The organism is Brevibacterium sp. 'Marine', from assembly GCF_012844365.1.
Classification (GTDB): Bacteria; Actinomycetota; Actinomycetes; order Actinomycetales; family Brevibacteriaceae; genus Brevibacterium.
This window is the reverse complement of record NZ_CP051626.1, coordinates 3405173-3425548: the sequence shown is the minus strand read 5'-3', so window position 1 is coordinate 3425548 and position 20376 is coordinate 3405173. Positions and strand designations below refer to the sequence as shown.

Annotated in this window: 16 protein-coding genes and 1 tRNA gene; 14 read left to right on the top strand and 3 right to left on the bottom strand. The window is 66.5% G+C overall.

Going from position 1 to position 20376, the window contains the following annotated elements; genetic code table 11:
- Nucleotides 1-15: 15 nt before the first annotated feature.
- Nucleotides 16-2166: a helicase-associated domain-containing protein gene (locus HF684_RS15420; RefSeq protein ID WP_169253193.1), complete on the bottom strand. Its 2151-nt coding sequence runs from the start codon at nucleotides 2164-2166 to the stop codon at nucleotides 16-18.
- Nucleotides 2167-2240: 74 nt separating this feature from the next.
- Here HF684_RS15420 and HF684_RS15415 point away from each other — a divergent pair, with 74 nt between their 5' ends.
- The 5 genes from HF684_RS15415 (at nucleotide 2241) to HF684_RS15395 (ending at nucleotide 6205) form a co-directional block, all read left to right on the top strand.
- Nucleotides 2241-2471, top strand: a complete 231-nt coding sequence (locus tag HF684_RS15415) for a hypothetical protein (protein WP_025780328.1) — start codon at nucleotides 2241-2243, stop codon at nucleotides 2469-2471.
- A gap of 434 nt (nucleotides 2472-2905) precedes the next feature.
- On the top strand, nucleotides 2906-3286 hold the full coding sequence (locus HF684_RS15410) for a cold shock domain-containing protein (RefSeq protein WP_101594737.1): 381 nt from the start codon (nucleotides 2906-2908) through the stop codon (nucleotides 3284-3286).
- Entirely contained in the window at nucleotides 3286-4245 is a 960-nt protein-coding gene (locus HF684_RS15405) for a DUF3027 domain-containing protein (protein ID WP_169253192.1), read from the top strand. Before HF684_RS15410 ends, HF684_RS15405 begins: the two co-directional genes overlap by 1 nt.
- Nucleotides 4246-4253: 8 nt before the next feature.
- On the top strand, nucleotides 4254-5531 hold the full coding sequence (locus HF684_RS15400; protein ID WP_169253191.1) for an MFS transporter: 1278 nt from the start codon (nucleotides 4254-4256) through the stop codon (nucleotides 5529-5531).
- Between the two features lie 176 nt (nucleotides 5532-5707).
- A complete protein-coding gene (locus HF684_RS15395; protein WP_169253190.1) occupies nucleotides 5708-6205 on the top strand; it encodes a DUF456 domain-containing protein in 498 nt (165 codons plus the stop codon).
- Nucleotides 6206-6574: 369 nt separating this feature from the next.
- On the opposite strand, the gene serC is transcribed toward HF684_RS15395, so the two are convergent.
- Nucleotides 6575-7756 carry a phosphoserine transaminase gene (serC, locus tag HF684_RS15390; protein ID WP_169253189.1) on the bottom strand — a complete coding sequence of 394 codons (1182 nt, stop codon included), beginning with the start codon at nucleotides 7754-7756 and terminating at the stop codon, nucleotides 6575-6577.
- A 175-nt stretch (nucleotides 7757-7931) separates the two neighbouring features.
- Here serC and pdxH point away from each other — a divergent pair, with 175 nt between their 5' ends.
- The 7 genes from pdxH (at nucleotide 7932) to HF684_RS15355 (ending at nucleotide 14693) form a co-directional block, all read left to right on the top strand.
- Nucleotides 7932-8603, top strand: a complete 672-nt coding sequence (gene pdxH, locus HF684_RS15385; protein WP_169253188.1) for a pyridoxamine 5'-phosphate oxidase — start codon at nucleotides 7932-7934, stop codon at nucleotides 8601-8603.
- Nucleotides 8604-8679: 76 nt separating this feature from the next.
- On the top strand, nucleotides 8680-10152 hold the full coding sequence (locus HF684_RS15380; RefSeq protein WP_169253187.1) for an aldehyde dehydrogenase family protein: 1473 nt from the start codon (nucleotides 8680-8682) through the stop codon (nucleotides 10150-10152).
- Nucleotides 10153-10416: 264 nt separating this feature from the next.
- The gene (locus HF684_RS15375) at nucleotides 10417-11103 is read left to right on the top strand and encodes a metal-dependent transcriptional regulator (RefSeq protein ID WP_169253186.1); all 687 of its coding nucleotides are present in this window, start codon (nucleotides 10417-10419) and stop codon (nucleotides 11101-11103) included.
- A gap of 456 nt (nucleotides 11104-11559) precedes the next feature.
- Nucleotides 11560-12387 carry a C40 family peptidase gene (locus tag HF684_RS15370; protein WP_169253185.1) on the top strand — a complete coding sequence of 276 codons (828 nt, stop codon included), beginning with the start codon at nucleotides 11560-11562 and terminating at the stop codon, nucleotides 12385-12387.
- 151 nt (nucleotides 12388-12538) lie between these two features.
- Nucleotides 12539-12697: a hypothetical protein gene (locus HF684_RS15365; protein WP_169253184.1), complete on the top strand. Its 159-nt coding sequence runs from the start codon at nucleotides 12539-12541 to the stop codon at nucleotides 12695-12697.
- Nucleotides 12698-12982: 285 nt separating this feature from the next.
- Nucleotides 12983-13483 (top strand): HNH endonuclease, encoded by a 501-nt coding sequence (locus HF684_RS15360; protein WP_169253183.1) that lies wholly within the window; start codon nucleotides 12983-12985, stop codon nucleotides 13481-13483.
- A 145-nt stretch (nucleotides 13484-13628) separates the two neighbouring features.
- Nucleotides 13629-14693 carry a universal stress protein gene (locus HF684_RS15355; RefSeq protein ID WP_169253182.1) on the top strand — a complete coding sequence of 355 codons (1065 nt, stop codon included), beginning with the start codon at nucleotides 13629-13631 and terminating at the stop codon, nucleotides 14691-14693.
- Between the two features lie 174 nt (nucleotides 14694-14867).
- On the opposite strand, the gene HF684_RS15350 is transcribed toward HF684_RS15355, so the two are convergent.
- Nucleotides 14868-14943, bottom strand: a tRNA-Arg gene (locus HF684_RS15350).
- 107 nt (nucleotides 14944-15050) lie between these two features.
- On the opposite strand from HF684_RS15350, the gene HF684_RS15345 reads away from it, so the two are divergent.
- On the top strand, nucleotides 15051-20087 hold the full coding sequence (locus HF684_RS15345) for a DUF4011 domain-containing protein (RefSeq protein WP_169253181.1): 5037 nt from the start codon (nucleotides 15051-15053) through the stop codon (nucleotides 20085-20087).
- Complete coding sequence (locus HF684_RS15340) at nucleotides 20080-20358, top strand: hypothetical protein (RefSeq protein WP_169253180.1); 279 nt, start codon at nucleotides 20080-20082, stop codon at nucleotides 20356-20358. Before HF684_RS15345 ends, HF684_RS15340 begins: the two co-directional genes overlap by 8 nt.
- Nucleotides 20359-20376: the final 18 nt, after the last annotated feature.

The following is a 20376-nucleotide window of genomic DNA, read 5'->3' as shown; positions in this document are numbered from 1 at the left end:
CCCGTCAGGTAGCAATTAAGGGGAGGGGGAGGGGTCTACGGAGACGATGCGGGCGACGGACAGGGACGCCTCGGCGCCGGTGGTCGTCACCACTCCGCGGACGCGGCCGGCGTTGAGGGTGGCCGGCAGCATCTCGATCGTCCGCTCCTTGCCGTGGGAATCCGCGATCCGAATGAGCACGCGCTGCTTCGTCTCCGCCGCTTCCCGCAGACGGTCCATATGACCCAATGGTTCATCCGTGCTCACCGGTGCGGCCGTCGCCGGTGCGGACCGCAGGATCCGCATATATTCGCCGAGGTGGCCGTCACTGACCCGCGGACGTCGCCTGACGCTGACCTCGGGTTCCGATTCGGTGATCACCCGGCGCTTGCGCACGGGACCGGCCGCCGAATGCAGCAGAGCGTGATGATCGGAGGCCTCGAGCAGATGCATCGTCCGCTCCGGGCCCAGTTGGGCGATCGCCACGGTCGGGGCCAGACGTTCGAGTCCGGCGGGCATCATCGCCTGGTCGGAGAGGATGACATCGAGGTCGACCGGATCGTCGACGATGAGCACCGACCGGGCACCGGCCACTCGCACCCGCCGCAGCTTCGATGCCGTGTTCTGCACGAGGAACTCCAGCGTCGACGGCAGCTCTTCGGCACTGATCTCGGCGAGTTCGGCCAACGCCTCCTCCGGGGTGAGCCCGGCCTGCATCGTGTCCTCGATGGTCTCGGAGTCGATGCGATAGACGGTGCCCTGGCCGCGGGCCTCGACGACGGCGTACTTGCGCAGAATATGGTGGACCCGCGGTTCGATCGGTCCGGTGGCCACGGCGGTGAGATCGGACTGGATGAGCACCGTATCGACCTCGGCGCCGAGTCCCTCGGTGACCGCGGCGATGACATCCCCGGGCACGGTCAGGGCCTCGACGGACACGCCCAGGGGCAGGATCGAGGGGTCCTGTGCTGCATGCTCGGCCATCGCCCGATCCAATCCGGCGGCCAAGCGGAGACCGAACCGGCTCGGTCCGAAATGCTCCGGCTGCTGCAGCGGTGTCGTCGCCAGCCCCACGGTGACGCACGTGTGGAGAACGGCCTCGGTCATCGCGAACTCGTGGGCCGGCAGCAGCGGATGACGACGCAGCACCTCGGCATGGATCCACCCTGCCGACCGTGCCGTACCCAGACCGATGTCGTGCAGGACCGAGAGCACGGCGAAGCGCAGCAGCGGCATCGCCGGCACCGACAGCCCGTACCCCTTGAACAGGGACTTCTTCGGGGTGGCGAGCACGGTCAGCCGTTCGTTCTCACTTGCGCCGGCCGCCAGCTGAGTGACATCGAGCAGGTCGCGCAGCCAGGCTCCGACCAGGCCCGCCCACAGGTCGGCACGATCACCGGCGAGGGCGGAGTCGGCATCATCGGCGGCCGTCCACTGCGGGTCGAGCGCATCGTCGAGGACTCCGATGAGGTGCAGCGACTTCGCCGCCTGCAGCAGGGTGATCGTCTGCTCGAGACTCAGTTCAAGGGTGCGGGCGAGTCGGGAGACATCGCGTTTCGAGATGCCGCCGCTGGTCAGCCGGGAGATCGGGGAGGCGGCGAGCTCATCGACGAGCCCGCGCAGAGACGAGATGACCTCGGCCACGGCGGCCTGTTCGCTGTTGTGGATGAGCGGCTGGCCGATCGCGGCCGTGCTCGAATCGATCGACGACTCATCGATCTGCCACGGATGGGCCCGGGAGGATTCGGCTGCCGAGGTCGGCAGCAGGGTGATGGCCTCGGACTGGATCTTCCACACGCCCCCGACCGCAGACCCAGCAGATCCCGCAGACCCAGCAGATCCCGCCGACCCAGCACCGCCCCCGTCCCCGCCGGCCGGCCATGCCAGGCCGAGGTCGCGCAGTCGGGGCAGAGCCGCCTCGGCGAGGGCAGGATCGATATGCGGAATGCCCGCGACCTCGATCTCCGGCGTCGTCCGGGCCGCCTTGGCCAAGGCGATGAAGACCTCGAGCGTGCCCGCGTCGAGGGCTTCGATTCCACGGGAGACCCCGATGCGTGAGGACGCGGCCGCAGCCAGGGCCGCCATCGTCGGGGACTCGGGTTGGAGGAGGTCGCGTCGCGTCCGGACGAAGGACTCGAACTCGGCATCTGCACTGTGGGACAGCCACTGGCTGAAGGTCATGGACATCGCAGATCAGTCTATCGCGAGGGGTACAATGGAGGGGCAGATTACGGATCAGAGATCGGACGGAAGGACGCGCATTGTCAGCCACTCGAGTCGACACAGCCATCGTCGTCGCCGCGGTTGCCGCCGCAGCCATCGGGGCGCTCGGTCTCATCGGCGTCCTCGGTCAGGCCTGGATGGGACTGACCCCCAGTTCGCTGCTGACCTATCTGCCCATGATCCTCGTGCCCATCGCCGTCATCCTCGCCTGCGTGGCCATGATCCGAGCCGCCATCCGACGCAGACAGACCGGGGTGGGCCACCGCTGATACCACCGTTCATGCCGCTCACCTCGCAGGTTCGGGGACGGGCATGAACCCCGTCTGCACAGTGTGATCGAGGCGGTGCGAACCCCCACCTCGCCGAGGCGGACGACCACCGGGTCACGCATGTGCCCGTGATCTCCCGCCGCCGATCAGGCGCTCACCAGCACGGTGTTCACGGCCTCAGCGGGTGAGCGAGCCGGAGATCTCATCGCCGATACGATGCCCTCGGCCCCACGGACGGCACCGCCGGCCGACGGCCATCAGGGCACTCGATCACACCGACCTGCAAACTCACACTGACCTGCACACTGACCCACCATCCGACCAGCTTCCCGGCTGCGGAATCCGATTCCGCAGCCGACCGACACACAGCCCGCACCAGCGGGCACCGTATGATCAGCCCGCCACCGCGGGTACGACCAGACAGAAAGGACATCATGCCCACCGGACGCGTGAAATGGTTCGATGCCGAGAAGGGCTTCGGCTTCGTCATCGCTGAGGACGGCTCGCAGGCCTTCCTCCATTCCTCCGTGCTGCCCGAAGGGGTCGACGTCACCAAGGGCACCCGACTCGAATACGATGTCGTCGATTCCCGCCGCGGAGCGCAGGTGCTCAAGGCCCGTCCCCTGACCACTCCGGCCAAAGTTGCCAAGGCCCGCCGACGCCCGGCCGAGGACATGGCAGTTATGGTTGAAGATGTCATCAAAGTACTGGATGACCTCAACAACGGACTGCAGCACGGTCGTTACCCCGACCCCACCCATGGGAACAAGGTCGCCAGCCTGCTGCGGGCGATTGCCGACGATTTGGAGTCCTGATGTCATCACTGTTCAGTGATTGGCTGGCCCGGCAGACCGCCGCGCCCGTCGAGAACGACGCCGAACAGACCACCGAGGCGACCCCGGGCGCTGATGCGCCCGCCGCAGCGGTTGAGCCGACCGCCGCGGCAAGCGCGGTCGCCGCGGATTCCGCCACGACCGCCTCGGCGAAGGGGGCGAAGACCGGGCGCACACGCTCGGGCACGGAGAAGGTCGTCCTCGACACCCAGCTGGCCGCGGCGATCGACATCGCCCGCACCGCCATCACCGAGGTGGCCGGCACTGCCGTCGTCGGCGAACACCTGGGCACGGTGGCCGAGGCGACCCGTCTGGTCACCCACTACTTCGTGTGCACCGACCCGACCTATCGCGGGTGGCGGTGGGTGGCCGTGCTCGCCCGCGCACCGCGAGCGAAGAAGGTCACGGTCTGCGAAACCGCGCTGCTGCCGGGACCCGACGCCCTCGTCGCCCCCGAATGGGTGCCGTGGGAGGAACGGCTCGAACCCGGCGATTTGGGTCCGCGCGACACCCTGCCGAAGCTCGACCAGGACCCGAACCTGCAGCCGGGCTTCCAGCAGACCGAGGACAATTCCGCAGACAACATCGACCAGATCCAGAACTTCGAATTCGGTCTCGGCCGTGAACGCGTGCTCTCCTCCGACGGGCTGAGCGCGGCGGCGAGCCGGTGGGCGGAATCCGATGCGGGCCCCGACAGCGAGTTCGCCTCACGCGCGGCCGGACACTGCGGCAGCTGCGGCTACCTCATGCCGATCGCGGGATCGCTGCGCCAGAAGTTCGGGGTCTGTGCCAATGCGTGGTCACCGTTCGATGGGCGTGTGGTCGGACTCGAATCCGGGTGCGGGGCGCATTCGGAGACCGATGTGAGACGGCCCAACAACGAGCCTGCCGAAGCCGTCGTCGACGACTACTCCGGCGAGCTCGAGTTCCAGGAGGGCTGAACCACTCGATGTCCCAGATGTTCCGGTCGCTGTCGGAGCCGAACTACCGGCACTGGTTCGCCGGTGCCCTGATCTCCAACACCGGGACATGGATGCAGCGCACGGCGCAGGACTGGATCGTCCTGACCATGCTCACGGACAACAACGCATCAGCTTTGGGCATCACCATGGCTCTGCAGCTGGGCCCGCAGCTGATCATGTTCCCGTTCGCGGGCAACCTCGTCGACAAGTTCGACAAACGGCGTCTGCTCATGGTCACCCAGGCGCTGCTGGGATTCATCGGACTCGTCCTCTTCGTCCTCACCATCACCGACGTCATCGTCCTCTGGCACGTCTACGTGCTCGCGTTCACGCTCGGGATGCTCACGACCCTGGACAACCCGGCCAGGCAGGCCTTCGTCTCCGAACTCGTCGGTGAAAAGCTGCTGCCCAACGCCGTCAGCCTCAATTCGGCGTCCTTCAACGGCGCCCGCATGATCGGTCCGGCCGTGGCCGGTGTGCTCACTGCTGTCATCGGTCCCGGTCCAGTCTTCCTCATCAGCGGGCTCGGCTTCGCGGCGACTCTGACCGTGCTGCTGCGGTTGGACCGATCGAAGCTGCATCCCTCTGGTCGGCGCGGTGCAGGCGGGGTGCTCGGCGGACTGAAATACCTGCGCAGGCGCCCGGACATCACGGTCGTGCTCGTCGTGCTGTTCATCATTGCGACCTTCGGATTCAACTTCAACATCTACACGGCGACGATGGCGAAGATCGAGTTCGGCAAGGACGCCAGCGGCTTCGGTCTGCTCAACTCCGTCATGGCCATCGGGTCCGTGACCGGAGCACTGGTCTCGGCCAGGCGGGAGAAACCCCGGCTGCGCTTCGTCTTCGGCGCCGCAGGCGGCTTCGGAGTGGCGGTGGGTGTGGCATCGCTGATGCCCGACTACTACCTCTTCGCCGCCTCGCTCATGTTCGTCGGTTTCTCGTCACTGACGATGATGACCTCGGCGAATGCCTACGTGCAGACGACCACCGCACCGAACTACCGCGGTCGAGTGATGGCGATCTACGCGGCCGTCGTCATGGGCGGCACCCCGATCGGCGCCCCCTTGGCCGGCTGGGTCGCCGATGCCTTCGGACCGCGGATGGCGCTCGTCGTCGGAGCCGCCTCGGGGATCATCGCCTTCGCCGTGGGACTGCTGTGGATGATCACGGCCAAGGAGCTGCGACTCCACCGGGACCCCAAGTCACGGATCCGGCTGCACCTGAGTTACCACGGCCGGCCGCCGGGCGGCAGCGCACACTGAGGGCACGAGCGGGCGGGCTGATGCTCGTGGGGCGGCATTGGCAGGAGCTGGCACTCGGCAAGTGCTGGTGCTCGGCGCGGGCCGGCACTCGGCGGGCCCGGAGGTTCGTGTCATAGAATTTCGGTCGACCCCCTCGTCGCGGGATTCGAGGGTCGAGCAAGGGAAACGGACGGACTGTGACAACTGACATCATCACCTCGGTGCTCGTCGGCCTGGCGATCCTCGTCGGGTGCCTGGGCATCATCGTGCCGGTGCTTCCCGGATCGATCCTCATCGCCGTGGCGGTGCTCATCTGGGCGATCATCATCGGCGGGCCGGCCGCGTGGATCATCTTCGCCATCGTCGCCCTGTTCGTTGCGGCGGGGATGAGTGCCTCGCTCGTGCTCACCGGGCGCAAACTCAAGTCCATGCAGGTGCCGAACTCCTCGGTGCTGCTGGGCGGGGTGCTCGCGGTCATCGGCTTCTTCGTCATCCCGGTGCTCGGCCTGCCGATCGGCTTCGTCGCGGGCCTCTACCTCGCCGAGTACGCCCGCCTCAAGGACGGGAAGACGGCGTGGAACTCCAGCTGGGAGTCGATCAAGGCGATCGGCATCGGCGCGGGCATCGAATTCATCCTCGCCATGCTCGCCGGAATCACCTTCAGCATCGGCGTGCTCATCCACTTCTTCGCCTGAGGCACAGCGCCGAGCACGATTCGCTCGGGGCAGTCTGTACGTCCCCCACACCTCGCATGAGGGGCGGCGCAAGCATCCCTCACCATTTGTGGCAGCTTGCACCCGTAGCGGCTTCTCCTACGGCTGCTAGGGCATCTGTCACCTTTAGCTCCAAATCGCCTCGTTGCAGTGGGGTGTTTTGTCGCGAAGGGTGAGGGATGCCCCAGGTTCCGCCCGTGGCGCATGCATCCCTCACCGTTGGCGGCAATATGTCCGCGGAGTGCCTTCTCCTACACCTGCCAACGTATCCGACACACTGAGTGCCATAACACCCCGGTGCAGCGGGGCGTTATGGCACTCAGTGGAGGAATTGCGCGGGCGACGCTGTTCTTATCTGAGGGCGTCGATGACGAAGTCGATGCAATTCAGCAGCGCTCGCACATCTGCCGGGTCGACGGAGACGAAGGTCGCGATGCGCAGCTGATTGCGGCCGAGCTTGCGGTACGGTTCCACGTCGACGACGCCGTTGGCCCGCAGCACCTTGGCCACGGCAGCCGCGTCGACCGAGTCATCGAAGTCGACGGTGGCCACGACCGAAGAACGATCGGCCGGGTCGACGACATAGGGGTGGGTCGCCTCGGCGGATTCCGCCCAGTCGTAGACGAGCCCGGAGGACTCAGCGGTCCGTTCGGCCGCCCAGGACAGGCCGCCGTTGCCGTTGATCCACTCGATCTGCTCGGCGAGCAGCAGCAGGGTCGAAACGGCCGGGGTGTTGTATGTCTGATCCTTGGCCGAGTTCTCGATCGCGGTGACCAGGTCGAGCGAGGTCGGGATCCAGCGACCGGAGTCCTTGATCTCCTGTGCCCGCGCGATCGCCCGCGGCGACATGATCGCCACCCACAGGCCGCCGTCGGAGCCCATGTTCTTCTGCGGGGCGAAGTAGTAGACGTCGGTCTCGGCGATGTCGACGTTGAGGCCGCCGGCACCGGAGGTCGCATCGATGACGACGAGGGCATCCTCGGCGATCCCGGCCGGACGGGCGATCCGAGTGGCCACACCGGTCGAGGTCTCATTATGCGGCCAGGCGAAGACGTCGGCGGCGGATTCGCCGGCGGCCGCCTCGGCGGGGGAGCCCACGAGACCCGCGGCAGCCAGGGCCTCAGGCGTCGGGATCGCGGCGGTGCCCGGTTCGGCGTTCAGGATGAGGGAGGACTTCAGGTGCGGAGCGGTGTCGGTGGCCTTCGCGAACTTCTGACCGAACTCGCCGAAGGTCGCGTGCGCGGCCCGCTCGCGGACGAGACCGAAGGCCGCGACGTCCCAGAACACGGTGGACCCGCCGTTGCCGAGCACCACTTCATAACCCTCGGGCAGGCTGAACAGCTCGGCCAGTCCGGAACGGATGCGGCCGACGAGGTTCTTCACCGGCGCCTGGCGGTGGCTGGTGCCGAGCACCTCGGTCGCGGCCGAGGTCAGCGCCTCGATCTGGGCGGGGCGGATCCGGGCCGGGCCGGACCCGAAGCGTCCGTCGGCGGGCAGGAGGTTCTTCGGGATCTCAATATTCGTCGCAGTCACGCTCGACATTCTACGGCTGGCCCGCCAGGCGTCCCGGACCGGTCCGTCATGTGACGGAAGGTGGACGTCGCCCCGTCACTCCCTGCGACGAATGCACGACATCGCCCGCCTCGACCGCACCCGCCGAGGCGGGTCCCGGCTGACTCGTGTCCGTGCCGCGTCGTAGAGTGAAGACATGAGTGAGCCCGTCGATCGTCTTCCGCAGACCCGGAAGTCCTATGACTCTGCCGTCTTCGAACACCCGGATACCGCACCCCTGGACCTGCTGCGCCAGTGGTACGACGAGGCGGCCGACCATGTCCGCGAACCGAATGCGATGACCGTCTCGACCCTCGACGAATGGGGCCCGAGCTCGCGCATCGTCCTGCTCAAAGGCCTCGACGAGCGCGGACTCCTCTTCTTCACCGACTACGACTCCGCGAAGGGCCGGGCGCTGCAGGCCGATCCCCGCATCGCCGTGAACTTTCCGTGGCATGACATGGAACGACAGGTCCGCATCCGCGGCCTCGCCGAGGTGGCCGCCCCCGAGGACTCGGACGCGTACTTCGCCGTGCGCCCCCGTGGATCGCAGATCGGGGCGACCGTGTCCAAGCAGTCCCAGCCGGTGACCAGTCGCGAGCAGATGCAGGTCGAATACGATGCCGCGGCGGCCGAGCTCGAGGGCCGTGACGTGCCGCGTCCCGATCACTGGGGTGGATTCCGCGTGCGCGTCTTCGAGATCGAATTCTGGCAGGGCCAGCAGAACCGATTCCACGACCGGTGGGTCTTCCGGCGGGCCGACGGCAGCCACGAAACGGCCGGCCTCGACGACGCTTCGGCCTGGGAGGTCGTGCGCCTCTACCCCTGAGGCCCGACGATCTCTACCCCTAGGCCAGACGATCACCGGCGCTCACCGACGAATACGCGAATACGAAGGAGTATCGATGACCTCGACCCATACCTCTGCTCAGTACGGACCCGACGCGGTCTTCGACAACCTCATCGGCGGCAGGCGGGTGCCGAGTGAGGACCGAACGACGAACACGAACCCGTCCGACCCCTCCGATGTGATCGGCCGCTTTGCCCGCGCGGACGCCGCCACGGTCGCCTCGGCGATCGATGCCGCCCGCGCTGCCGCCCCCGCCTGGGCGGACCTCGGCTCACAGCAGCGCTTTGCGATCCTCGACAAGGCCGGCAGCCTCATCGCCGACCGCGCCGACGAACTCGGCGACCTCCTCGCCCGGGAAGAGGGCAAACAGCTCGCCGAGGCCAAGGGCGAGGTGCTGCGCGCCTCCCAGATCTTCAAGTTCTTCGCCGGTGAGACCATCCGCAACACCGGCGAGATCGTCGACTCGGTCCGCCCCGGACTCATCGCCGAGATGACGCACGAACCTATCGGCGTCATCGGCATCATCACCCCGTGGAACTTCCCGATCGCCATCCCGGCCTGGAAGATCGCCCCGGCGCTGGCCTTCGGCAACACGATCGTGTTCAAGCCTGCCGAACTCGTCCCCGCCAGTGCGTATGCGCTCACCGATATCCTCGCCGAGGCGGGGCTGCCCGACGGGGTCCTCAACCTCGTCATGGGGCCGGGTTCCGTGGTCGGGGACGCCCTGACCACCTCGGCGAAGATCGACGCCGTGACCTTCACCGGGTCCGTCGCCGTCGGACGGTCCGTGATCGCCTCGGCCGCGGCCCACCAGATCAGGGTGCAGTGCGAAATGGGCGGGAAGAACCCGCTCGTGGTGCTCGGCGACGCCGATCTCGAAGCGGCCGCCGACGCCGCGATCAATGGTGCCTTCTTCTCCACCGGTCAGCGCTGCACCGCGTCCTCCCGCCTCATCGTCACCTCCGATGTGCACGACGAATTCGTCGCACTGCTCAAGGAGAAGATGGCGGCACTGACCGTCGGCGACGCCCGCGCCGCGGGAGTCGCCATCGGACCCGTGGTCTCCCGGGCTCAGCTCGACCAGGACCTCGACTACATCGCCACGGCCCGGGCCGAGGGCGGGGAAGTCACCGGCGGTGAGCTCATCGAATCGGGCACGGGTGGGTACTTCCTCGCTCCGGCTCTGGTCACGGGCACGAAGCCGGGCGACACGATCAACGTCGACGAGGTCTTCGGCCCGGTCGCCTCGGTGATCGAGGTCGCCGACTACGACGAAGCGCTCGCGGTCGCCAACGACACCGAGTTCGGGCTCTCGGCCGGCATCTTCACGACCTCCCTGAAATATTCGACCCACTTCAAGCGTTACGCCCAGGCCGGGATGGTCATGGTGAACGCCCCGACGGCAGGCGTGGACTATCACGTGTCCTTCGGCGGACGGAAAGGGTCGAGCTTTGGTCCCCGCGAGCAGGCTCGGGCGGCACGCGAGTTCTTCACGGTGCACAAGACGACCTACACGAATGCGGGCTGAGCGGGTCGGTGCGCATTCCTGCGCGGGCGGGCCGAAACCCATGCAGCCTGAGCCGTCCGGCGGCGGGCGATGTCGTGCGCGGACCCGGGCGATTCCTCGACTCACGGGATTCGCTGAACGCACGATAGGATTGGTCCAGATCGCAACGGCCGCGAACGGGTTCGCCTGTGCGGGGCGGGACAGGGTCGCAGCGGCCCGAATTGGTGACAGCGCCTGAAACGGTCGAAACGACCTGAAGACGAAGAGTGGAGTGGCTGGTCAGAAGTGAACGACCTCATTGATACAACCGAGATGTACCTCAAATCGATCATCGAGCTCGAGGAACAGTCGATCGTGCCTTTGCGTGCCCGCATCGCCGAGCGCCTGGATCATTCCGGTCCCACCGTGTCACAGACCGTGGCGCGGATGGAGCGCGACGGTCTGCTCCACGTCGGCAATGACCGTCATCTCGAGCTCACCCCGGAGGGGCGTCGGATCGCCACCGACGTCATGCGCAAGCACCGTCTGGCCGAGCGCCTTCTCTCCGATGTCGTCGGACTCGAGTGGGAACTCGTCCACGACGAGGCCTGCCGCTGGGAACACGTGATGAGCGAGCAGGTCGAGCGCAAGCTCGTGAAGCTGCTGTCCGAGACCTCCACCGGGCCCTACGGCAACCCGATCCCGGGCCTCGACGTCATCGGCGGCGAAGCCTCGACGACTACCGAGGTCGTCGACCTCGCCACGGCGGTCGGCCGGGACGGCGCGAAGAAGCTGACGATCGCCTGGCTGGCCGAACCCCTGCAGGTCGATATTCACCTGCTTCAGCAGTTCCAGGTCGCCGGTGTCCTGCCGGGCAGCGACGTCGAGATCTCGCGCAACGGCGAATACATCACCGTGCAGGTGCCCGGCGCGCAGGACGTGCTCGACCTGCCGGTCGAGACTGCCTCGCACGTCTTCGCCTATCGGAGCTGAGGCGTACAGAAGTCTCAGTCCGATAGCGACGGGACTGGAGCTCCGCAACATCGAGGCGGTGGCTCGATAGTGGCGAGGCTGTGGCTCGATAACGACGAGGATGAGCAGCGGTAACGAAAGAGCGGGTGCCTGAGCCCCGATTCGTTACAAATCACTGTGATCTCCGACCCAGGGAGCGGTTCTCCGCCCCCTGGGTCGCATCGTATAACGAGAAAATGTTACGAATATTTCAAGCCATTTTAGGCCTCTGACCTGCACGTTTATGGAAAACATCACGGTTTCCCTCCGGTGGTTGTGACAAAAACGTGACAATCAGTCACCGATTGGTTACAGTTGTTGAGGTCGTTCACGCACTGACGACTTCACAGCGAGATCCGAGCGCCGCGCTCGCTGCGAGATACCAAGGACCGATAGCGGCGGTTGGCTGAGACAGCCAATAGGAACGAGAGGGAAAACGTGGCAACTAAGCAGCATGGCCGCCGCGCCGCCGATGCCAAGGTCAAGACTCCACTGACCGAACTCACTGAACTTCTGAACGCCAATTCGGGCGTCTTCGGCCGTCGTGCAGCTGTTGTCGCTGCCAGCGGTGGTCTGCTGACCGCCGCAGTGATGCCGGCCGCCGGCCAGGGAGCCGACGACCAGAACAAGGTCTCCGCAGAAGCCGAGACCACCCAGAAGGTCGACTTCGAGAACCAGACCGTCACCATCGGCGACGACTCGAACAGCAAGAAGGACAAGAAGGACGACGAGAAGTCCGACTCCTTCGGCGTCGAGAGCAAGGCCATCACCGCCGAGGCTGCCCCGAAGCCCGAGCCCAAGCCCGAGCCTGCAGAAACCTCCTCCGCTGACTCCGATGAGTCGGCCGGAACCTCCGACGACACCGCCAACAGCGGATCGTCCGATTCGGGTGAGTCCGACTCCAAGGGTGCCGGATCCATCGACGGATCCAAGGCCGAGCAGGTCCTCGCCTGGGCGGCCAAGGGCGTCGGAACCCCCTACGTCATGGGTGGAACCAGCCAGAGCGGCTGGGACTGCTCCGGATACACCTCCTGGGTCTACAGCCACGTCGGCGTGAACCTGCCCCGCACCTCCGGTGCCCAGAAGGGTGCAGGCCAGATCGTCTCGCAGTCCGAAGCCAAGCCCGGTGACCTCATCTGGCACCCCGGCCACGTCGGCATCTACGCCGGTGGCGGACAGATGTACGATGCCGGTTCGCCGAGCTCGGGAACCTCGAAGCGCAGCTACAGCTGGATGGGCAACGTCACCTTCATCCGCGTTCTCTGATCTTCATCACCGAAAAGCTCCCCGCACGACTCGACGGTCCTCGAGTCGCACGGGGAGCTTTTCGTATGCCCGGAAAGTTGAGTCCGCGCACCGGCAGTGTGTCAGCATTCTCTGGTTCGAAATTCATACGTACTGATCAAGATCACCACATATGAATTTCGAAGCAGTTCATGTGCTCCATGCGCCCGACAACCTCGCCGAGGCGGCCCGACTGCCCGTGCGCCCGCCGGCTTGCGCCGGCCCGCTTGCGCCTGGTCCGGTGAGTGCGCTGAACTCCCGGTTCGGTGAACGCAAGCCGAAGTTTCCGTGACGCGAGCGGTATGAATTGGGTCACGGGCGCGCGCGGCGTTACTCTGGAGAAGATTGAGTTCCATGATAGGTGGGCACCAAATGGTGTCGACCGCTGATTCGAAGGAAAGCAGATGGGGCATAGTCGAATAATTCGAATAGCCGCTCCAGTCTCTGGCGCGGAGCACATATCTGTCTCCGTGCCCTCTTTCCCAGGCGTCGTGCCCATGAGCACGGCGCCTTTTGTGTTCCCTGGGGCCGGGGCAGCCGGTTTCGGCCCGGAAGAGAAGAAGATGAGGGGCGAGATATGAAGACTCTCGTGCTGAACGCCGGTTACGAACCGCTGTCGATCGTTCCGTTCACACGGGCCGTGGTGCTCGTGCTGACCGGAAAGGCGACAGTCCTGGCCGCAGAGGACATTCCGGTGAGATCCGAGCACATGAGTCTCGATCAGCCCTCCGTCATCCTGCTCACCCGCTATGTGCGCCCGCCGAGCAACCGTCGCGTCTCACTCTCCCGTCGGGGAGTCCTGCGCCGGGACGGCCACCGTTGCGCCTACTGCTCCAAACCGGCATACACCGTCGACCACGTGCTCCCACGCTCCCGTGGGGGAGCGAACACCTGGGAGAACCTCGTCGCCTGCTGCCGCGAATGCAACAACCGCAAAGGCAACCGTACCCTCGGTGAGATCGGATGGAAGCTCAGCTTCCTCCCGCAGGAGCCCCGCCTGGGGCAGCTGTGGATGCGTGGGATCGACAAACCCGTCGAGAAGTGGCGCCCGTTCCTCGAATACTCCAGCGCCGCCTGACAATCCGGCATCGTCCCAGATAGGGAACGGTGTTGTCCGAATGTTGAGGGAATTCGGATAACGATGTGACATAGGCGAAGTTCTCACAGTCATTGTGATTTAGGGTGGACGAAACAGAAGTTCGCTTCGACCCAAGGAGCTTGCGATGAGTGAGCAGGATCGCCCCCAGAATCCCGACCCGGCCCCGGCCGGCGAGACCGAAGCCGTCATCGTCGGAATCGATGGTTCTCCGCCGAGCCGCAACGCCCTGGCCTGGGCGATCCAGGAAGCACGCTCCTTAGACCGCCCGATCCGCCTCGTCGGTGCCTACACGATCCCGAGCGTGGCGGCTGCCGCCATCGACGTGTCCTATGTGCCCATCGACGACAGTTCGATCCGTGCGGCCGTGACGAATACGCTCAAGGAGGCGGCTGCCGAGGTCAAGGCGGCCGGAGTCCCCGTCGAAGCCGTCATCGAGATCGGCGATGCCGCCGGCGTGCTCATCGACGAATCGAAGACCGGCTGCCTCACCGTCGTCGGGTCCCGCGGTCGCGGCGGTTTCGCCGGTCGTCTCCTCGGGACGGTCTCGAGCGCACTGCCTGCGCACTCGGCGTGTCCGACGGTGGTCGTCCCCGCGTGCTGGGACAACCAGGCCGAGCGTCCCGCGCATCCGACCTCGTCACGGCCGATCCGGCAGGACGGCGTCGAGGTCGAAACCCATGACCCCGATGCCGAGTCGATCGACGGTCTGCGCTTCGACGGCAAGGTCGTCGTCGGCGTCGACTCCCTCGGTGCCGAGTCCCCGGCGCTGTGGAAGGCCGCCCGCCTGGCCGTGCGCCGCGGTTCACCGCTGCACATCGTCGCCGTGATCACCACGACGGTCATCGGCCCCGAATGGCTGCCGAGCACCGCCGATCTCGAACGACTCGTCAACGAAGGGGCGGACAAACTCGTCGTCGCCAAACAGCGTCTGGCCGAGGAGTTCCCGGATCTCGACGTCACCTGGACGCTCTTCGACGGCCAACCCGCCGAGGTGCTCGTCCGAGCCTCCGACACAGCCGAAGTGCTCGTCATCGGATCGCGCGGACGCGGTGGATTCGCCGGTCTCCTGCTTGGTTCCACCTCGCAGTCGGTGCTGCCGTACTCGCAATGCCCGACAATGGTCGTCCGCGTCGCCCGCGACCACGGTCGCCGCAAGCACAACGAGGCCCCGCCGGAGCCGGGGCTCTAGACCTCGTCCGGGCCGGGGGAGGCCCAAGTCCGCGACTCGGATCTGTCCGATGGTGCGGACGCAAATCGCCGAGGCGGCCGATCAGATCGATCGGCCGCCTCGGCGAGGGTGGATCCTCGGTGATCATGGGTCAGGACGACGTCGGAAACCGGTGTTGGCTTCGTCAGGTGATTCTGGCGCCCCCGGCGCGATTCGAACGCGCGACACCGGCTTTAGGAGAGCCGTGCTCTATCCCCTGAGCTACGGGGGCCAGGTGGTCATCCTCAACCACGATCACCCAGTGTAGCGTAGAAGAAACCTCACTGTTCCACGGTGTGCCAGCACCTATTATGGACAGATTCTCGTTAGGGTCGAATTGTGTCGGATTCCGTTAGAAACGAACAGTTCCCAGAACTCGGAGATGTCTTCGCCGAGTGGAAGAAGCAGGCCGCCCATCTGGGCGGTCGCGACACCATGCTTCATTTCCGGGACTCCCGTGACGGCAGCATCGACCTCTCCGGCGCCCACCCCTCCGGCCTGGCACAGCTGCTGGCCGGACGCGCCACCCGGCTCTCCAGCCTCATCCGCGACCACGACATCCTCACCGATGCGCGCCGTCGCGCGAAGTCCATCCGCTCGAAGGCGGAGCAGCTCGACAACGAACGCGGCATCCGCACCGCACACCTGGCGATCGGATTCGCCTCGTGGACGGAGAAGGACGCGAAGTACAAGTTCAACGCACCGGTCGTCATGCGCCACATCACGCTGGTGCCCCGCGGATCCCGCGTCGAAGACTACGAGATCGTGCTCGACAACGAGATCACGATCAACCCGGCGCTCGTCCAGCACCTCGGAGAGGAATACGACCTCGAGGTGCCCGTCGACGAATGGGTCGACGCGACCGGTGGCCCGCACGGCTTCGACCCGGGACCGGCCCTCGACCGCCTGCGTGATCTGGGGCAGAGCGTGCCCGGTCTGCGGATCAACCACCGCCTGATCATCTCGACGTTCGCGAACATCGCGAGCCCGTTCTCCACCGACTACCTGCCCACCCAGCACCCCGTGCTGCGGGCGCTGGCCGGCGACGAAGACGTGCGTGCCTCTCTCGGCGGGCCCTCCTATGTGCCGCAGCCGGGAGTCCTCCCCGACGAGAAGATCGCCGCGGCAGAAGAAGCCGAAGCCGAGAAGAAGCGAGCCGAAGCGAAGAGAGTCGCCGGCGCCGTCGACGAGACGGAAGCCGACGGCGCATCGGACGCGCCCGGGAATCAGCCGAAATCAGCGCCTGCGGCGAAGAGCACGGACACTGCGAAGGCCGAGGCAGACGACAGCATCGCCGAGGCGTCTCCCGACTCGGCAGAAGAGTCCGCAGTCGAGCCGACGACCGACGGCGCCGAGAAGGCGACCGGCGACGAGAAGGCGGGCGAGAAGACTTCGGCCGACGCGGACGCCGGTGCCGATGCTGCTGGCGGCACCGACGATGACGAGGCCTACGGTCAGCCGACCGTGCCCATCACCGACGAACCGCTCGATGCGGCAAAGCCGAGAACCGGCACCGAAACCGCCAGCAGCGAAGCCGCCGGCGCCGAAGCCGCCGGTGGCAAGACTGCCGGCGACAAGACTGCCGGTGACACGTCGGCCGACGGCGAGGAGCCGTCGACGACTGACGCCGAGGAACCGTCGACGACTGGTGCCGAGGCTGCTCCTGCAGTCGAGTCCGAGAAGAGCGCGCCGGCGATCGATGCTGCCGCAGGCACAACGCCCGATGCTGCGGCCACAACCCCCGGTGCTGCGGCCAAGGCCGATTCCGGCTCGGAGAAGGCCGATTCCGGCTCGGAGAAGTCCGAGTCCGACTCAGCTGCAGACGGCGAGGCGACAACAGCATCCGCGACCGGCGCCGACGGCGAGGACGTCGTTCCCGCCGCGCTCCAGGAGCCGATCACTCCGCTTCCCGACAGGAAGCCGCAGGAGGAGTTCCTCGTCATCGACGTCGACGGAGACCAGCAGGCCGTCGTCGATGCCGCCGTGTCCGGTCACTCCGTCGTCGTCGACACCCCGCCCGGAACCGGCGCCACCCAGGTCGCCGTCGCCGTGGCCACCACCCTGGCACACACCGGCAAGAGCGTGCTCTTCCTTGCGCAGACTTCCGATGCGCTCGACGATTTCTCCGCTCGCCTCGGCGAGGTCGGACTCTCCGACTTCGCCGTCGACACCCGCGCCGGCTCGGAAGACATCCGCAAGCAGCTCATCGGTCTCATCGCCTCGGCGGAGAAGTCCGAACGCCCCGACCTCTCCCGTCTGCTGACCGAACTCAACGAACAGCGCGCGACCCTTGCCGACCATGTCTCCTCCCTGCACCGCAGGCGCAAGCCGTGGGACGTCTCCGTCTACGAAACCATGCAGCACCTCGCCGAACTGACCTCCGGCGACAACTCCCCGCAGACGCCGGTGCGCTTCGACGACGACATCCTCGGCGCCAGCGACGACCGCCGGAACATCCTGCGGGGCAAGCTCGGCGAGCTCGCTCGACTCGGCGCATTCACCCTCGATGTCGAGGACACCGTGTGGTTCGGAGCCGACCTCAAATCCGTCGAGGAGGCCGAAGCCGCACGCACGGTGGCCGAACGCATCGGTCGGATGATCCCCGACCTCATCGCCGCGACCGAACCGGTGCTGCAGAAGGCGAAACTCAATCCGCGCCGCAATATCGACGACTGGTCCCGCGCCATCCGCGTGCTCCTGCGCGTGCGCAAGACGCTCGACAACTTCGCCCCCGACATCTACGACCACCGTCTCGACGACCTCATCGCCGCCACCGGCACACCCGAATACCGGGTCGAAGTCGGCGTCGAGATGGGCATGATGCAGCGTCGTCGACTGAAGAAGTCGGCCGCGGAGTTCCTCCGCCCGGGCGCCGAGGTGGCCGACCTCCACGAGGCCCTCATCGATGTCCGCGCCCAGCGAGTCATCCTCTCCGACCTCGCCGGGCACGACGGTCGCCCGCAGATTCCGCGCGGCGTCCTCGAAGCCGATGAGATCCTCCAGAGCGTCGAAGCAGATATGGCCAAGCTCGCTCCGATCCTCGAGACCACCCCGGACGGCGGCGACCTCGGTTCGATGCTTATCGAGGAGCTTCAGGCACGTGCCGAAGCGATGGGCAGCGATTCGGAGAACCTCGCCGAACTGCCCGAACGTTCCCGCCTGCAGCGTGAGCTCGACGGTGAGGGCCTCGGCGACCTCATGGCCGATCTGCGCCGGCGAAAGGTCGACGAAGCACTCGTCGGCCCAGAATTCGACCTCGCCTACTGGGCCTCCGTGCTGCAGACCATGGCCGGCGAAGATCCCGCGATCGGTCGCCATGACGGTGCCGCTCTCCACCAGGTGGCCGAAGGCTTCCGCGAGAACGACCGCGCCTTCGTCGCCGCCGGTGCCTCCCGCCTGCGCTATAACCATGCACAGGCATGGAAACGCGGAATCGACTCCGACCCCATCGCCGCCGGAGTCATCAAACAGGAGCTTCTGTCGAAGCACACCTCGGTCAACCGGATCTCCACTCAGGCACCCGAACTGCTGACGACTCTGGCACCGGTGTGGATGGGCAGCCCGTACACGGTGCCCGAACTCTTCTCCGCCCTGCCGCTCTTCGACGCGGTCGTCATCGCCGACGCCGGACGACTGTCGGTCGCCGATGTCGTTCCCGGAATCACCCGCGCCCGCCAGGTCATCTCGCTCGGCGACTCCCGGCTGCTCGGACCGCGCCCGTTCTCGGTCGCCGTCGATCGGTTCGGCATGGACGATGGGAAACATCCACGATCGGTGCAGGACCGCCTCGGCGAGTTCCTGCCGCGGATGCGGCTGTCGAATTCCTATCGACTGTCCCCGGTCGGGCTCATCGACCTGGCCAACCGGCATTTCTACGATTCGACGATTTCGACGCTGCCGACCGCGCACACCGGTGAGGGCAGCGGCCTCGAATTCTCCTATGTCGCCGACGGCCGAGGTCCCACGGACATCGGCACCGGTCGGGTCGAGAGTCCTGACGCCGAGGTCAAACGGGTCGTCGACCTGGTGCTCAAGCACGCGCGGAACCGGTCGCGAGAGTCGCTGGCCGTCGTCGCGCTCACCCCGCATCACGCTCAGCGGGTGGCCACGGCGATCTCACGGGCGATGAAGGATCTGCCGTATGTGGCGGCGTTCTTCAACGACTCGACGAAGGAGCCGTTCGTCGTCACCGACGCCGAGCGCGTTCAGGGCATGTCGCGCGATGCCGTGATCTTCACCCTCGGCTTCGGCCGCACCGTCCACGGTCGCGTCATCCACGACTTCGGACCGCTGTCCGGGCCGGACGGGCGACGCATCCTCGCAGCCACGATGACGCGAGCCCGGAAGCGGCTGACGCTGGTCTCGAGCATCGAGGCCGAGGACTTCGACCGCAGCAAACTCAACGGGGGAGCGGTCATGCTGCCGCGTCTGCTCGAAGAGATCGCGACCGGCGGCGTCCACCAGCCCGGGCCGCACGGCGAGATCTACGATCCGCTGATGGGCGACATCGCCGATCGGCTGCTGCAGCTCGGCGTCGTCGCGCACGAGCATTACAACGGCATCGATCTGGCCGTGGCGAACTCGACCGAGGATGAGCACGGAATGATCATCGCCGTCGCCGGCGACGGACCCGAATACGCTTCGATGCGCAGCCTGCGCCAACGCGACCGGGTGCTGCCCGAACAGCTGACCCGCCGCGGTTGGAAGTTCATGCGCGTATGGTCCACCGATGCGTTCGTCGACCCGCAGACCGAGACCGAGAAGATCTTCGAGGCCTGGCGAGCGACCGTGGAGACGATGAGCCCGCAGGCCGTGCTCAATGCGGCACGCGCCGCCTCGGTGGTCGTCGGCCGTACCGGCAGCCGCCCGAAGCTCGTGCCCGGTCTGCCGATGCACAAGTACTCCGCCGAAGGCCTCGACCAGATGATCGACTGGATCCAGTCGGATGCGGTGGTCCGCGGCGACGGCGAGATCAAGGATCTGCTGCGCACCGCTCTGGCTCAGAAGGGCAATTCGAGCCGAGGCGACTCCCAGCTGCAGGCCGCCGTGGATCGGTACCGCGAACGCCATGCTCAGGCGAAGAAGGTCACGGGCGCTGAGGTGTTCATCCCGCGGTCGAACTCCGCCGGGCCCGTCGAAGACGACATCCTGCCGACCTTCGACACCGGCAAGATCCGTGCCGATGAGCTCCGGTCGGCCGGACTCGTCCAGACCGCAAGCAACGACCAGGTCCCCGAGGCGGCCGATGACTCCGCCAGCACCGAATCCGTTGGTGCGGGGGCCGACGGCACCGATGACAACGGCGCTGGTTCGGCTGAGACCGAGCGTGGCGGGGCCGCCTCGGCGAAGTCGGGGCCGAAGAACGACGATGCCTGACCGGCCCTCCGGCGACGAGGATGCTGATCGGGACCGAGAACCGGTCGACAGCGATCGAGAACCGTCTGATTCCAGCGACGACGGGGCCCCCACCGATCCCGACAGTACGCCGTCAGGTGATGACGATGCCGAGGCCGACGGGTCTCGGAAGGCCCGGATAGAAGCGGCGAAGCGCCGATACCGCGCCACTCTGCGCAATGAAGCCGATACCAATGGTGGCGGCTTCAGCGAGGACTTCTACCGTTCACAGAAGCCCCCGCACTGGTCGTAGAGCCGTATCCGGCGATAG

What these genes read in the sequence shown, in the direction of transcription:
- pdxH (WP_169253188.1), top strand. Translation starts at nt 7,932, where the DNA reads ATGAGTGAGCCCGTCGATCGTCTTCCGCAGACCCGGAAGTCCTATGAC.
- HF684_RS15410 (WP_101594737.1), top strand. Translation starts at nt 2,906, where the DNA reads ATGCCCACCGGACGCGTGAAATGGTTCGATGCCGAGAAGGGCTTCGGC.
- HF684_RS15360 (WP_169253183.1), top strand. Translation starts at nt 12,983, where the DNA reads ATGAAGACTCTCGTGCTGAACGCCGGTTACGAACCGCTGTCGATCGTT.
- HF684_RS15405 (WP_169253192.1), top strand. Translation starts at nt 3,286, where the DNA reads ATGTCATCACTGTTCAGTGATTGGCTGGCCCGGCAGACCGCCGCGCCC.
- HF684_RS15380 (WP_169253187.1), top strand. Translation starts at nt 8,680, where the DNA reads ATGACCTCGACCCATACCTCTGCTCAGTACGGACCCGACGCGGTCTTC.
- HF684_RS15365 (WP_169253184.1), top strand. Translation starts at nt 12,539, where the DNA reads ATGAATTTCGAAGCAGTTCATGTGCTCCATGCGCCCGACAACCTCGCC.
- HF684_RS15400 (WP_169253191.1), top strand. Translation starts at nt 4,254, where the DNA reads ATGTCCCAGATGTTCCGGTCGCTGTCGGAGCCGAACTACCGGCACTGG.
- HF684_RS15340 (WP_169253180.1), top strand. Translation starts at nt 20,080, where the DNA reads ATGCCTGACCGGCCCTCCGGCGACGAGGATGCTGATCGGGACCGAGAA.
- HF684_RS15355 (WP_169253182.1), top strand. Translation starts at nt 13,629, where the DNA reads ATGAGTGAGCAGGATCGCCCCCAGAATCCCGACCCGGCCCCGGCCGGC.
- HF684_RS15420 (WP_169253193.1), bottom strand. Translation starts at nt 2,166, where the DNA reads ATGTCCATGACCTTCAGCCAGTGGCTGTCCCACAGTGCAGATGCCGAG.